Origin of the sequence: Halobacillus sp. BAB-2008 (genome assembly GCF_000328325.1) — a bacterium.
GTDB lineage: Bacteria > Bacillota > Bacilli > Bacillales > Halobacillaceae > Halobacillus.
Genome location: NZ_ANPF01000012.1, coordinates 1 through 15,062, shown reverse-complemented (window position 1 = coordinate 15,062; position 15,062 = coordinate 1). Strand labels below are relative to the sequence as shown.

Sequence of the window (15,062 nt, the reverse complement as noted above, 5' to 3'; positions counted from 1 at the left end):
CTTCTCGTATCTGTCATGACGAGTCAGGCCGAACCGTCGGAAGGTCTGATCGGTCTGATCCACGGTGTCAACGTATCCTTCATCGTCGCAGGTATTTTCGCCATTCTTGGATTGGTCATGTCCATTTTCCTTACCAATTCCCAGCCCAGCCAAGAGTACAGCACCTAAAAAACGAAAAAATCCGAACGATTCTCTTTCTCTAAACAGAAAGGGAATTCGTTCGGATTTTTTTGCATAGAAGCTTAACCGAGATCGACTTTCTCAAAATGTTCGACAGTCGGATGTGGATCATAGAAAGGATGGAGCAGCCTCGACCATTCTTTATATTCGTCCGATTCGCGGAAACCGATGGTATGGTCTTCGAGCGTCTGCCAATAGATCAGCATTAAATACTTACCATCGACTTCCAAGCACCGCTTAAGCTCGTGGGATATGTACCCGTCCATGGATGAAATGTACGTCGATGCTTCCCGGAACGCTTCTTCATATTCCTGTTCTCTTCCTTTTTCCACGTGCAGCATGACCGCCTCTGTGATCATCGACTTCCTCCTATCCCTTCTGAAGGCTGATTTGTAGCGCTGGTAGTAATTATCTACGTTATTTAATAGCAATAACTCCGTATACAAATAGGCTTTACTGTTAAAATCTGAAAAATCGATGTTCGTCAATTCCTGGATTTGTTTGATTCGGTAATTGAGCGTGTTCGGGTGAATGAACAGTTCCTGCGCGGTCTGTTTACCCTTCCCGTTATTCGCAAGGTACGCTTCCAAAGTAAGCAGGAGTTCCGTCTGTTTCTCGGTATCATTCTTGATGAGAAGAAGCAGATCTTCACTATAATAGTCTTCCGAACTGTTTTTCTCATATAAAGCGGCAAGGTAGCGGTAAATCCCCAGACGTGCGAATTCCCTCGGCATGGATTCAGGACGGGGGTTGATGAAACTTGCCGTCTCGATCACTTCCAATGCCTCCAGGAAGCTCTTTCGCATATGAATCAGCGTCGTGTATTCTTTACCGACTCCGATGAGGAAATGGTAAAATTCCTCTTCGCCCGTCTCGCGCTTCACTTCTTCGATCAGATCCCGCGCGATGTTACGAGAAGAGAAGCGGTCCTTCACACGGCCTTCGATCATAATAATGATCTGGAATTCCGTCTTCAAATAGTAGAGCTGTTTATCGGCACGGAAACGGTTGACTGTTGTCTCCAGCTCATCCAGCATGTATTTGTACTGGGGAGCGGTCACAGAGAAGACAACCACCGAAAACCTGTCAGGAACCTGAAGCATCGCTAAGGAAGCATCGTGACGGAACTGACGCTCGCTGCCGTACTCATGCTGCAGCAGCTGCCAGAGCAGTTCCTCCTTCCGTCCTTCCTTGGCATTCACCTTCATGAACTGATCATATATTAATTTCCCTAAATGGGGCGTAATTTCCTCCAAGAAATGTAAATCCGTTTCCTCCAGAGAATGATCCGACTCCTGAATCCACACATAGCCGAGCGTATGGCCTAGATGCTTGGCAGCGATGACGACCCGCTGCTGGAAGCCGAGGTCCTCGATTGGAGAAATACGGATCGCATCCGGCTGTTGATCGAGACGCTGGACGATCCCTTCCTTCTTCAAGCGGTCGATGATGAAGATCGGACATTTCTTGGACAAAATCGTTTTCTGCTGGGTTTGATCGAAGTCATCGAAAGCAGAGCTGTAGGACACGAGTTCAAAATTCTTATTTTCAATGATGACCGGTTTCTTCAGTTTCGAACTGATCAATTCTGTCGCTTTATGGATATCTTCTGCCTGAAGGATCAACTCTTTCACTTCCATAGGAATCCTTACCTTTCCAAGTAGGTTGAATGTCATGCGTTACCCTCCATTATATCCGTTGTGGTTGGAAAGAAAAAGCAATTGTACCGGAGAAAACCCGCCGGTTATGAAAAAAGCTCCCCCATTCCGGGAGAGCTTTGGTTTGTTGTAAGGAGTAGATGACATTTTCGAATACGTTTTTAGAACGTTTCCGAGATCGTCTTCGCCTGCATGTGCAGCGCCAGATAATCCGGTCCGCCGGCTTTAGAGTCGGTTCCGGACATTTTGAAGCCGCCGAACGGCTGGTAGCCGACAATGGCTCCTGTACAGCTGCGGTTGAAGTAAAGGTTTCCGACATGGAAATCATACTTCGCTTTTTCCAGGTGATCACGGTCATCGGAAATGACTGCACCAGTCAGTCCATATTCCGTATTGTTGGCGATATCGATCGCTTCATCGAAGTTCTTCGCCTTCGTGAAACAAACGACCGGCCCGAAGATTTCCTCCTGCTGCATACGGGAATCCGGCGCAAGGTCTGCAAATACCGTCGGCTTGATGAAATACCCTTTGGAGTCATCACCTTTTCCACCAGTGACTAGGCGGCCTTCTTCTTTCCCGATTTCCATGTAGCTCATGATCTTGTCATAAGCCCCCTTGTCGACGACAGGCCCCATATACACGTTCTCTTCGGAGGCATTTCCGACGGTCAACTGTTCGGCACGCTCTTTCACTTTCTCCAACACTTCATCGTAAACCGCTTCGTGTGCCACGACACGGGAACCGGAGGAGCATTTCTGACCGGAGAAACCGAAAGCAGAAGTGATGATCGCATCGACGGCTGTTTCAATGTTCGCTGATTCATCGACAACGACGGTATCCTTCCCGCCCATTTCCGCGATCACCTGTTTGATATGATTCTGCCCTTCCTTCACCTCGGCCGCGCGTTTGATGATGCGAAGACCGACATCACGGGAGCCGGTGAAGGAAATAAGGGCTGTTTTCGGATGATCGACGAGGTAATCGCCTACTTCGCCGCCGCTTCCAGGGACGAAGTTCAAGACGCCTTTCGGAAGACCGGCTTCTTCCAGCACTTCAACGAATTTGGCTGCAACGACCGGACTGTTGCTGGCCGGCTTCATGACAACCGTGCTTCCTGTCACAAGCGGTGCGACAGCGGTACCGGCCATGATAGCGAATGCCAGGTTCCATGGTGGGATGACGACGGCTACGCCTGTCGGTGTGTACACATAACGGTTCTGTTCACCCGGACGGCTTTCCACCGGTTTCCCTTCTTTCAGTTCAATCATCTGACGAGCATAATATTCAAGAAAGTCGATAGCTTCCGCTGTATCCGCATCCGCCTCTTTCCAAGGCTTCCCTACTTCGTACACAAGGTAAGCGGAGAATTCATGCTTGCGGCGGCGGATGATGTGCGCAGCGCGGAAAAGCAGCTCTGCACGGGCACGTGGATCCCATTTGCGCCAATCTTCAAAAGCGTCCGCTGCTGCCTGCACTGCTTTCTCTGCAAGTTCCGCATTCGCTTTCGATACCGTTCCGACAACCTGCTTCGTATCCGCCGGGTTGATGGACGTAATATGCTGATCCGTGTGCACGCGTTCTCCATTGATGAGAAGGTCATGATGCTGACCAAGCTCTTCCTTCACCTGCTTCAGTGCTTCTTCGAAAGCTTTCTTGTTCTCTTCTACTGTAAAATCTGTGAATGGTTCGTGCTTATATGGTTGGACCATAGGTAAATTCCCCTCTCTGTATAATAAATAGTTTATTTGCTGAAAATCCCTTTCATGGCGAAGGCGATGTTAGCCGGTCTCTCCGCCAGGCGTCTCATGAAGTAGCCGTACCAATCTTCCCCGTACGGCATATACACACGGACTTTATATCCCTCTTTCAGAAGGTCTGCCTGCATTTGTGTCCGCATGCCGTAAAGCATTTGGAATTCGAAACGGTCGTTCGGAATGTCATGCTCCTTCACGAGCTGCTTCGTATAAGCGACAATCGCATCGTCATGGCTTGCAATGGCCGTATAGTTGCCGTTTAACAAGTTCTTTCTGATCAAATGCTTGAGGTTATCATCGACGAGCTTCTTCTCTGGGAAAGCTACTTTGCCGGATTCCTTGTAAGCCCCTTTGACGAGGCGCAGGTATGGATCGTATTCATTGAGATCATCCAAGTCCTGATCGGAGCGGTACAGATAGGATTGAACGACAGTTCCGAGGTTCGGGTAGTCTTTCTTCAGCGCTTTGTATATGTCCAGCGTCGCTCCGCACCTGGAGGAATCCTCCATATCAATCGTCACGGTGATACCATGCTTCTCCGCTTCCTTCAGGATCAGTTCCATATTCTCCATCACAAGCTCATGGCTGATATCAAGCCCGAGGGAGGTCAGCTTCAAGGACACTTCCGATTGAAGTTGATGGGCAGCGATCTGCTGAATACTGCGGATGCATTCTCCGGCCCGGTCCCTCGATTCAGACTCACAGTCGACGAATTCACCAAGGTGATCGACGGTTACCACGAGTCCCTCCTCATTCAATTGCTTGATCAGCGGTATTGCCTGAGGGAATGTTTCTCCCCCGACTATCTTGTCCGCTCCGAATCTTGTGCCGAAGCGCTTGGCCATCCGATCTAACATCTTATTGTTGGAAAGGTATAAGAAGAAATTCTTACTGATGGCTTCCAAGATCCCCACACCCTTTCATCATTCTCTATCGATCCATACAAGCTTTATCCGGTGTAACTCGGAAATGTTTAATTGTTAAGAAAATTGTAACGAATAACGCTTACATTTGACAACGTGGTCGAAACACAAAGATACCCCCGCCTTTTTATTGTTTCAGCACAAAAGTGTCGAAAGGTGTTTTCACCACCCATATAATGGGAATATCCACTTTCTCTTACCGACCCATGATAAGTGTCATGGGTAAGTCCTGACGTTTGTGTCTTATCGTCGGTCCTCTTATCTCTTATGATGGGGATAACGACCAATCAAAGAGGAGAAAAACCTATGAACAGCGCCAAACAAAGAGAGTTGAAGAAAAGTGTTTCCGCATATGCGAAACCGGATACAGCCGCCGGCGTCCGCCAGCTGATCAATACACTGATTCCATTTATCCTGCTGTGGTATTTGGCTTACGCCAGCATGGCTTTATCTGTATGGCTCGCCATTCCAATCGCCATGATCGCCGGAGGTTTCGTGATCCGGGTCTTCATCATTTTCCATGACTGCACGCACCAATCCTTCCTGAAAAGTCAGAAGGCCAACCGTGTCATTGGAACGATCTCGGGTATTTTGACGCTCTTCCCTTTCGAAAAATGGAAACGGAGCCACTCGATCCACCATGCGACGAGCGGTAATCTTGATAAACGTGGTACCGGTGACATCTGGGTGATGACGGTCGATGAGTATGTGAACGCGAGTTTCAAAGAGCGTCTCGCTTACCGTCTGTACCGCAACCCGATCGTCATGTTCGGACTCGGACCGATTTACTTGTTCCTTATCTCCAACCGCTTCAACCGCAAAGGTGCAAAGCGCAGAGAACGTTGGAATACGTACATTACCAACGTGGCGGTCGTCGCCATCTACTCCCTTCTTATCTGGGCGATCGGCTGGCAGGCATTCCTGATCATCCAGCTGCCGATCCTTTACGTATCCGGTGTTCTCGGAATCTGGTTGTTTTACGTCCAGCACCAGTTCGAGGATTCCTATTTTGAAGATGAATCGGAGTGGGACTTCGTTAAAGCAGCGGTCGATGGAAGCTCTTATTATAAGCTTCCGAAGTTGCTTCAATGGGTGTCCGGAAACATCGGTTTCCACCACGTCCACCACTTGAGCCCGCGGGTACCGAACTACGCCCTGGAGAAGGCACACGAAGAGACGCCTCCCCTTCAGCACGCAACGACCATCACGCTGAAGACGAGCCTTGAGTCGATCCGCTTCCGCCTGTATGACACGGAAAACAAGACATTCATTTCCTTCAAAGAAGTGAAACCGTTACTGGAGAAAAAGCAGCGACGTGTCCAAAGCCGTCCAAGGTTCCAGGAAGACCAGTAATTCCACCAAAACCCATTCCTTTGAATGGGTTTTTTCTTTATTTTCCTTTATGCTTAAGTGAGAGAAACAAGGAGGCCGCCGCCATGCAGAACTGGTACCATATCATTCCGAAGAACACAGGACTCAGCATTTATGTCTGGATTATCTTCTGCGTCCTGCCGTTCTTCTTCATTTTCCGCTCCTCTTCGATGTATGAAATGATGTTCGGCATTTTGATGACGCTGCTCTTCTTCCTTGCGTATCGTCTGTCCTTCATCTCCAAGAGCGGATTCGTATATCTGTGGGTGAGTATCGAAATGGTGATCAGTCTTTTGATGACCATTTCGTTCGGATACATCTATTTCGCCCTGTTCCTCGCTTTCTTCATCGGGAACATTAAGAGCCTGGGTGGGTTTCTTTCTCTCTATATTGTCCACCTGGCAACGACGTTGATCGCCATCACCGTCACTTTCATCCATCAGCTTGATTCGGTATTTCCGAACCTGCCGTTCATTATCATCACCGTCATCGGTGTGATCCTGCTCCCCTTCACTGTCCGCTATCGGAACCAGCAGCAGAAGCTGGAAGGCGAACTGCAGGATGCCAATGAACGGATTTCCCAGCTGATGGTCATCGAAGAAAGAGAGCGGATTGCGCGGGACCTTCATGATACCCTCGGACAGAAGCTGTCGATGATCGGCTTGAAAAGCGACCTCGCCCGGAAGCTGATGGACATGCAGCCGAATCGAGCCAAGCAGGAAATCGATGATATCCGGATGACCTCACGCAATGCGTTGAAGGAAGTAAGGGAAATGGTATCGAATATGAGAGGGACGAAGCTTGAGGATGAACTCGTCCGCGTCCGGCAGATTATCGAGGCAGCGGAAATGACGTTTTCCTACGAAGGAGATCCGGTGCTTAAGAACACCCCGCTGCTTGTTGAGAACGTACTCAGTATGTGCCTGAAGGAAGCAGCGACGAATGTAGTCAAGCACAGCGAAGCTTCCACCTGCCATATTACGATCCATCCCTCACCAAATGAAATTCTCGTCACGATTGCCGACGATGGGAAAGGGATTCCGGAGACGCTGGAACCTTTCCAGGGACACGGCTTACAGGGAATGCGCGAACGGCTGGAATTCGTTAACGGAAGGCTGGAAATCCGTTCCGAAGAAGGAACCAAGCTGCTCTTTCACGTACCGAATGTGATAAAAAACAAGAAAAAGGAGGGTCCGGCATGATACGGATCGTCATTGCAGAAGACCAGCGTATGCTGCTGGGCGCGCTGGGCGCCCTGCTGGATTTAGAAGAAGGGATGGAAGTCGTCGGTCAGGCGGGAAACGGTCAGGAAGCAGTCAACCTTGTCCGTGAAGAAAAGCCGGACATCTGCATCATGGATATTGAAATGCCGGTGAAAGACGGCCTGGATGCCGCCGAAGAAATTCAAGAGGAAACATGCAAAGTCATCATCCTGACGACTTTCGCCCGCCCCGGTTACTTCGAACGGGCAAGAAAAGCGGGAGTCAGCGGGTATCTGCTCAAAGACAGTCCGAGTGAGGAACTGGCAACGGCCATCCGTAAGATCATGAACGGCCAGCGCATCTTCGACCCGGAGCTCGTTGATCTTGCCTTCACCGAACCCAACCCGCTCACCGAACGGGAACAGGAAGTCATTCAGCTGATGGCAGATGGAAAAAATACGAAGGATATCTCTAAAGAGCTGTTCATCACACCAGGGACTGTCCGCAACTACGTATCTGTCATTCTGGAAAAGCTGGAAGTAACCAACCGAATCGAAGCGATCTCTCGTTTTAAAGAAAAAGGCTGGTACAAACGGTCGAAATGATTCCCCTGATAAAAAAACAGCCGGTCCTGCTTATACTCGCAGGACCGGCTGTTCTTTGGTGTTTTCTTATAGTTTGAAACGGCGGACATGGCGATTCAGTTCTCCTGCCAGATCCGACAATTCGGCGGCACTTCGAGACACTTCCTCCATCGATCCGCTCGACTGCTGGGCCGAAGCAGCTGCCTGTTCGACCCCCGCCGCCGACTCTTCTGTAATCGAAGCGATTTCTTCGATGGAACGGTTCATATCTTGTCCTGCGCCGGCAATTTCGCGAAGGTGGGCAGAAATCTCCTGGATTTTAGCTACCATGTCAGAAACGGAATGATGGATCGTATCGAACGTCTCTCCACTCGCCTCCATCTCGACAGACCCCCGGCCCACTTCGGTATATCCTTCTTCCAAGGATTGGACGACCTGCCCGGATTCCGTCTGAATGCCTTCCACGATATCGGTAATATCACCGACAGAAGCAGTGACCTGCTCTGCAAGTTTCCTCACCTCATCCGCAACGACGGCAAAGCCTCTGCCGTGCTCACCCGCACGGGCGGCTTCAATCGCCGCATTCAACGACAGCAGGTTCGTCTGAGACGCAATCGCTTCAATGACCTGGACAAGCTTGGAAATTTCCCGAGACTGCCTATCGAGGCCTTTCACTTTCTCGACCGAATCCTTCACAATCGTATCGATCCTGTGCATCTGGCCGATCGCTGCCTTCATCTGCTCCCGACCTCCTTCTGCAAGCTCGAGTACTTGAGAAGACGAATGCGACACGTGCCCGCCGTTCGCATCCGCAACCGCAATTTTATCTGTGAAGGTGCGCATCTGTTCCGCCAGACTGGAAGCACCGTCCGCCTGGGACTCTGCTCCGGAAGACATTTCCTGCATCGTCGAGGCGATCTGCACGCTTCCTTCCCTCACTTCTTCCGATGCCTGATCAAGCTCCCTGCTTTGCACCGTGACACGGTCGGAGGTCAGGGAAACCGATTCGATCACTTCCTTCAAGGCCGCCTGCATCGTATTCATCGCACCGGCAAGCGCCCCGATCTCATCCTTGCTCTTCACTTCCAGATCCCCTTTACTGATGTCGCCGCCCGCAAGGTGACGCATCCGTTCTGCGACACGTTTGATCGGCCTGGAGAGGTTATTCGCCATCATCCATGCGAAAAGGAGTCCAACCAGTATGACTGCCGCAGAGATAATCAATCCCCAGAACATCATAGCTGCGCCGCTTTCCAACACGTTAGATCCCATCTCCTGGATTTCCCCTTCTCTACGAATAGAGGCTTCTTCATAGATGGTTATCAATTCATTACTTACCGGAGTAACCGTATCTTCGAGCGCTTTCAGGGCTTCCTCTTCCCGACCGTCGTCAAACCGTTCAAACACCTCTGTCCGCACAGTCCCTTCCCATTCAATACTGTCCGTGACAAGCTGCCTGATGTCATCGGAGTCCGTCCGGTCCAGGAGATCCTTCTGCATCTTCATGCTGTCTTCCGAATACGCTTCAAAGGTTTCCCTGTATGCGTCATCGTTAAAGAGTACATACCCACGGGCTGCAGCTACCTTCTGTGATAAGTTATAGGCGAGCTTCTCATCGAGGATCAACAGCGGCAGTTCACGGTCGACGATCCCCTTCGTATTCTCGTTCGTCCTTGAAGTAGCGAAATAGTTGAAACTCGCGAGCAAAACCGTCAATAAAATGACCACAGAGAAGGCCGTCAAAATCTTTCCTCTTATACTTTTCATCGTTGAAACCAGGTCCCCTTTTTTATTATAGTTATCTATCTTTTATATCGGGTTGATGGACCTTTTTATGTAGTTCCTCCTCTCCCATGTGCAGGTCGGCATAAGCCAATGTGCAAAAACATTGTCGAAGATTTGGAATTTTCATCGTTCGTGTTGTATTTGAGGACAATTTTTGTTACGATCAAGCTAACTAAATATTTTCTTATTTCAAATTTTATTTGGAGTAAGGATAGAGGTGCAATGACATCAGTACGCATACGGAGGAGAATGAGCTCTGAAGATCGATGCGGAAAGGGGAAATTGCCGAAGCTTCTCGAATCTCATCTTCCTGAAGCTGGTTCTGATACTGAAGAAGTGCAGGACTGTCATATAGGAGACTATATGGAGGGCTATCTTACGCAGGAACGGATACAAAGTTTCTACGGCAGCAGCGATTCCCTCGTTGCTGCCGTTTTTGTTTATTTACTGCGCTGAATGGTCCTGATGCCTCGGTCTGTATTTAAAAAAACTTACTAAAAGGTGTGAGGTTATGAATTTCGGCCAAGTATTAACAGCAATGGTAACCCCGTTCGACAACGATGAGAATATTGATTATGAAGCGACACGTGCTTTGATTGACCATTTGATCGACAACGGTTCGGATGCGTTGGTCATCGCAGGAACGACCGGAGAATCTCCGACGCTTACGAAAGAGGAGAAGCTGTCCCTGTTCCGCTTCACTGTGGAAGTCGTCGACGGACGTGTTCCGGTCATCGCAGGAACAGGATCCAACAACACACGAGCATCTATTGAGCTGACGAAGGAAGCAGAACAGACCGGCGTGGATGCCGTCATGCTCGTCGTCCCTTACTACAACAAACCAGTCTCAGGAAGGGATGTATCAGCATTTCCGCACCATCGCTGAAGCGACTTCCCTCCCGGTCATGCTTTATAACATTCCGGGAAGAAGCGTCGTCAACATGGAACCGGAAACGATCATTCGCTTATCTAAGATCGACAACATCGTTTCCGTTAAAGAAGCGAGCGGCGATCTCGATGCGGCGACGACCATCATCCGCGAAACGCCGGAGGACTTCTCCGTCTACAGCGGAGAAGACGGCAACACGCTGCCGTTCGTTGCCATCGGTGGGACAGGTATCGTCTCCGTCTCCTCCCACGTCATCGGAAAAGAAATGCAGCAGATGATCCAAAGCTACCGTGAAGGAGACGGCGCCTTCGCAGCAACGCTTCACCAGAAGCTGCTCCCGGTCATGCACGCCATCTTCTCCGCACCGAGTCCATCACCGGTGAAAGCAGCCCTGAACGCTCTCGGCGTCCAGGTCGGAGGCGTCCGCCTGCCTCTGCTGCCTTTGACGCAGGAAGAAAGCAAGCGGGTTTTGGATATAGTAAGCACGATCAGACAAGACGAACGAATGGCATCATAAAGAATAAAGGAAGGCGTGCTCTCTGGATAGGAGCACGCCTTCCTCTTTTTTAACCCATTAAAATAGGTGATGATCCGTTTATCAGCGTACGGGATAAAAATTTAGAATGATCAGAGCGGGGTGGATAGGACCATTGAGTATAGTCAGTCCTTCCACAATGAGATGCAGTCTTTCATGGATGTTGCTTCTTTTATTTTTAAATTACCTTTTTTGTACATCTTAGGCTGGCAAGGACCGAACTACCCTTTATTCGTTACCTTGCTCCCTTCTGTGCTTTTATGGCTGGGGTTACAGAGTAAGTTACTCGTCCAATCCAAAAGAAAAGAGAAACATAGCCACAGGGGAGTCGCCGGAAGAGCAGCTTTCCCCTTCCTGTCCCTCCTCCAACAAAAAGAGAGCCTTCCACACCATTGGGAGGCTCTCTTCTATGCCTTACTATTCAAACGAAGCTGGAAGGTCTTTTCAGTCGATCGTGACCGTCCAGCCTTCCGTATCTTCCTTGCGGCCGCGCTGAATTCCGGTGATCGTGTCATACAGCTTCTGGGACAGATCGCCGATTTCATGATCATTGATGACCATTTTCTTACCGAGCCAGTTCAATTCCCCGACAGGAGAGATGACGGCAGCCGTTCCTGTTCCGAACGCTTCCTCCACTTTCCCCTGTTCGTACCATTCATACAGCTCTTCGATCGCAATTCGGCGCTCGGTGACCGGGATGCCCCACTTCTCCAAAAGCTCCAGGATCGATGCGCGCGTGATCCCCTTCAGGATACTGCCGCTCAAGGCAGGTGTGACGACTTCTCCGTCCACTTTGAAGAAAATGTTCATGCTGCCGACTTCTTCGATGTAGCGTTTCTCCACACCATCAAGCCAAAGCACATCGTTGTTGCCTTCCTCGACCGCCTTCGCCTGGGCCTGATAGCCGGAGGAATAGTTCCCTGCTGTCTTCGCCATGCCGGTGCCGCCTTTGACCGCACGGGTGAATTCATTCTCGACGTTGATCGTGACAGGCTTCAAACCGCCGGAGAAATACGGGCCGACTGGAGAGAGGATGATCATCAGCTTGTAGGATTTCGACGGCGCAACGGCGAGGTTCGCTTCTGTCGAAATGATAAATGGACGGATGTACAGCGACGTCCCTTCAAAGGATGGAACCCAGTCTTTCTCCAGCTCCACAAGCTCCTTCAGATAACCCAGCACTTCGTCTTCATCAATCGCCGGAATGCTCAAGCGCTCACTGGACAAGTTCAAGCGTTCGAAGTTCTTCTCCGGACGGAAAAGCAGGACGCGGTCATCATCCGTACGATAAGCCTTCATCCCTTCGAAAACCGTCTGCCCGTAATGGAAAATCATCGCTGCCGGGTCGAGTGTCAGCGGCTCATAAGGGACGATGCGGGGCTCGTGCCAGCCTTTATCCGCTTCATAATCCATCACAAACATATGGTCTGTGAACGTTCTGCCGAAAGGGATCTCTTTCGATTCCGGTTTCTTCTTCTTCGTTTCGCTTTGAATGATGCTCAATGCCATTGTCAGGACTCCTTTATTTATGTAATCGCCGGCCGGGGCCGTTTTTCAAATAATACTATCCATTGTACGCCCACTTCCGACAATTTTAAAGAGGATTTGCTTGAATAATCGAAATACGATACATGGAGCATCATGGTATACTGGAAAAAGGCAATATACGGAAAGCGTGGTGTCTTTTTTGTTTAAATTATTGTTGATTGAAGACGACCGGACGTTGTTCCAGGAAATGGAGGAACGTCTGTCGCAATGGTCGTATGAAGTATATGGGATCGATGACTTCCAACAGGTGATGAACCGGTTCACCGATGTAAATCCCGATCTTGTGCTCATTGATATCCAGCTGCCGAAGTTCGACGGCTTCCATTGGTGCCGGATGATCCGTGCCCACTCGAACGTACCGATCATCTTCCTGTCCTCGAGAGACCATCCGACGGACATGGTGATGTCGATGAACCTGGGTGCCGACGATTTCGTCCAGAAGCCGTTTCACTTCGATGTGCTGATTGCGAAGATCCAGGCGATCCTGCGCCGCGTCTACAACTACAATACGGAAACGAATAAGTGGAAGACTTGGCAGGGAGCCACCATTGACTATGACCGCAACCGCGTGTCCAATGAAAAAGGATCGATCGATTTGACGAAGAACGAAATCCTTATTTTGAAGCAGCTGGTGGATAAAAAAAGCAAGATTGTCAGCCGGGAAGAGCTGATCCAGCGTTTGTGGGAGGATGAGCGGTTCGTCAGCGACAATACCCTGACCGTCAACGTCAACAGGCTGCGCAAGAAACTCGCTGAAATCGACTTGGGAGATGCGATTGAGACGAAGGTCGGACAAGGCTATGTGGCGAAGGAGGATTCGCAATGATCGGGGCATTTCTGAAAGAACGCCTTGCTTGGATCGCCTTTCTTTTCGGTCTGCAGGTGCTGGCAGCTCTCGTTGGTGCCATCGATTCGACAATCCCGGTCACCTCCGTTCTGTACTACAACTTTCTGTCCTTCCTTTTAATTGCGCTGTTTTTATTCATCCGGTACCAGAAGGAAACCCGCTTCTACCGTCAAATGCAGGAACGGGACCGGGACTTGGATCTTTCGACTTTTCCGGAAGGGGACAGTCCGTTTGAACGGATCATCGACGACAACGTCACAGACCATATGGAACGCTTGAAACAGGAGCTTGCCGATAACCAGCACCGATTGGAAGAAGAGAAGGACCAGCTGCTCTCCTGGATCCACGAAGTGAAGACGCCGATGAGTGCGATGCACCTCCTGTTTGATAAGATCGAAGATTACAAGCTCAAGTCCCAGCTGACGTATGAATGGATGCGGATCCACCTGCTTCTAGACCAGCAGCTCTATCAGAAACGGATCCCCTTCATCGAGAATGACCTTTATATAGAAGAAATAGAGTTAGAGCCGCTGTTATTCCAGGAAATCCGTACCCTTAAGTCCTGGTGCATGCAGAAGGGAATCGGCTTCGATATCGATTTGGAAGCGACACACGTGTTGAGTGATGCAAAATGGCTCGCCTTCATCCTGCGCCAGCTGCTGACAAACGCCATCAAATACAGCGAATCGAGTGACATTACCATCACAAGCCGGCGAGAAGACGAGCGGGTGCACATAGCGATCCGTGATGAAGGCCGGGGCATAGAGGCGAAAGACCTCCCCCGCATCTTCGATAAAGGCTTCACGTCGACATCCGATCACCAGAACGGCGCTGCGACGGGAATGGGTCTCTATTTGACCGACCGCATCAGGAAAACGTTGAAGATGAAGATCTCCGTCACTTCCGAAGTTGGACAAGGGTCCACCTTCACCCTCCACTTCCCGAAGAAAGACGCCTTCACAACCATCCGAAGCATGTGACCCTGTCCTATGCTTCTTTTCTTTTACCTGCACGCAGCAGGGAGAACTCCTTTAGGGTGGGAATGATCGTGGCCGAAGGGTCGAGGAGACTTCCCGCTCCTCTCATCTGCCCATGTGACGAAACTGTCACTTCCATCCCCGATTTTGTTAGGTGAATGACAGGAAAACATCGGAAAAAGCTAATAGAATAAAGTCATAGAACAAGGGAGGTCATACCATGAGTATATTAGAAGCTACGAAAATCCATAAAAGCTACGGCAATAAATTCACGAAGCAGCACGTACTAGAAGGCATCAACCTGACCATCGAAAAAGGCGAATTCGTCACGATCATGGGAGCATCCGGTTCCGGAAAGACGACACTGCTGAACGTCCTTTCCTCCATCGACCGGGTGAGCCACGGAACCATCAAAATCGACGGACAGGTCATCACCGGACAGAAAGACAAAAAGCTGGCTGAGTTCCGGAAGCATCACCTCGGATTCATTTTTCAAGATTACAACCTGCTCGATACGCTCACAGTGAAGGAAAACATTCTTCTGCCGCTGTCCATCGCCAACGTTAAAAAGAAGCAGGCGAATGAGCGGTTCCAGGAGGTAGCGGAAGAGCTCGGGATCAAAGAAATCGAAAACAAATACCCGAATGAAATCTCCGGCGGTCAAAAGCAGCGGACTTCCGCAGCAAGAGCGTTCATTCATGATCCGAGCATCATTTTCGCCGATGAACCGACAGGCGCGCTCGATTCGAAATCAGCGTCTGATCTCCTTAGTAAGCTCGGTCGTTTGAACGAGCGGAAAGAGGCGACGA

Annotated in this window: 11 protein-coding genes, 1 pseudogene and 1 riboswitch; of the genes and pseudogenes, 7 read left to right on the top strand and 5 right to left on the bottom strand. The window is 50.0% G+C overall.

The genetic code is table 11. From position 1 onward, the window contains the following. Positions 1 to 242: 242 nt before the first annotated feature. The 3 genes from D479_RS03725 to D479_RS03715 form a co-directional block, all read right to left on the bottom strand. Positions 243 to 1,856, bottom strand: a complete 1,614-nt coding sequence (locus D479_RS03725; RefSeq protein WP_008633797.1) for a helix-turn-helix domain-containing protein — start codon at positions 1,854 to 1,856, stop codon at positions 243 to 245. A 143-nt stretch (positions 1,857 to 1,999) separates the two neighbouring features. Beyond that, positions 2,000 to 3,547, bottom strand: a complete 1,548-nt coding sequence (gene pruA, locus D479_RS03720; protein ID WP_008633794.1) for an L-glutamate gamma-semialdehyde dehydrogenase — start codon at positions 3,545 to 3,547, stop codon at positions 2,000 to 2,002. A 32-nt stretch (positions 3,548 to 3,579) separates the two neighbouring features. Beyond that, positions 3,580 to 4,497 carry a proline dehydrogenase gene (locus D479_RS03715; protein WP_008633793.1) on the bottom strand — a complete coding sequence of 306 codons (918 nt, stop codon included), beginning with the start codon at positions 4,495 to 4,497 and terminating at the stop codon, positions 3,580 to 3,582. A gap of 324 nt (positions 4,498 to 4,821) precedes the next feature. Between D479_RS03715 and D479_RS03710 the strand changes: the two genes are divergently transcribed. From D479_RS03710 to D479_RS03700, 3 genes are all read left to right on the top strand, one after another. Then, complete coding sequence (locus D479_RS03710; protein ID WP_008633792.1) at positions 4,822 to 5,868, top strand: fatty acid desaturase; 1,047 nt, start codon at positions 4,822 to 4,824, stop codon at positions 5,866 to 5,868. Positions 5,869 to 5,951: 83 nt separating this feature from the next. Beyond that, the gene (locus D479_RS03705; protein WP_008633791.1) at positions 5,952 to 7,088 is read left to right on the top strand and encodes a sensor histidine kinase; all 1,137 of its coding nucleotides are present in this window, start codon (positions 5,952 to 5,954) and stop codon (positions 7,086 to 7,088) included. Further along, positions 7,085 to 7,693, top strand: a complete 609-nt coding sequence (locus tag D479_RS03700) for a response regulator transcription factor (RefSeq protein ID WP_008633790.1) — start codon at positions 7,085 to 7,087, stop codon at positions 7,691 to 7,693. The genes D479_RS03705 and D479_RS03700 overlap by 4 nt, the downstream gene beginning before the upstream one ends. Before the next feature lie 66 nt (positions 7,694 to 7,759). Here the strand turns inward: D479_RS03700 and D479_RS03695 are convergent, their stop codons facing one another. Beyond that, positions 7,760 to 9,439, bottom strand: coding sequence for a methyl-accepting chemotaxis protein (locus D479_RS03695; RefSeq protein ID WP_008633789.1), 1,680 nt, complete (start codon positions 9,437 to 9,439; stop codon positions 7,760 to 7,762). A gap of 222 nt (positions 9,440 to 9,661) precedes the next feature. Next, positions 9,662 to 9,839: riboswitch (Lysine riboswitch) on the top strand. A 129-nt stretch (positions 9,840 to 9,968) separates the two neighbouring features. On the opposite strand from D479_RS03695, the pseudogene dapA reads away from it, so the two are divergent. Beyond that, positions 9,969 to 10,863: pseudogene (dapA, locus tag D479_RS03685) on the top strand (4-hydroxy-tetrahydrodipicolinate synthase). A gap of 462 nt (positions 10,864 to 11,325) precedes the next feature. Here the strand turns inward: dapA and D479_RS03680 are convergent. Then, a complete protein-coding gene (locus tag D479_RS03680; RefSeq protein WP_008633786.1) occupies positions 11,326 to 12,390 on the bottom strand; it encodes a branched-chain amino acid aminotransferase in 1,065 nt (354 codons plus the stop codon). A gap of 178 nt (positions 12,391 to 12,568) precedes the next feature. On the opposite strand from D479_RS03680, the gene D479_RS03675 reads away from it, so the two are divergent. From D479_RS03675 to D479_RS03665, 3 genes are all read left to right on the top strand, one after another. Next, positions 12,569 to 13,255: a response regulator transcription factor gene (locus D479_RS03675; protein WP_008633784.1), complete on the top strand. Its 687-nt coding sequence runs from the start codon at positions 12,569 to 12,571 to the stop codon at positions 13,253 to 13,255. Continuing rightward, a complete protein-coding gene (locus D479_RS03670) occupies positions 13,252 to 14,256 on the top strand; it encodes a sensor histidine kinase (RefSeq protein WP_008633782.1) in 1,005 nt (334 codons plus the stop codon). The genes D479_RS03675 and D479_RS03670 overlap by 4 nt, the downstream gene beginning before the upstream one ends. Positions 14,257 to 14,473: 217 nt before the next feature. Further along, on the top strand, positions 14,474 to 15,062 hold a 589-nt coding region (locus D479_RS03665), incomplete at its 3' end, for an ABC transporter ATP-binding protein (protein ID WP_008633779.1).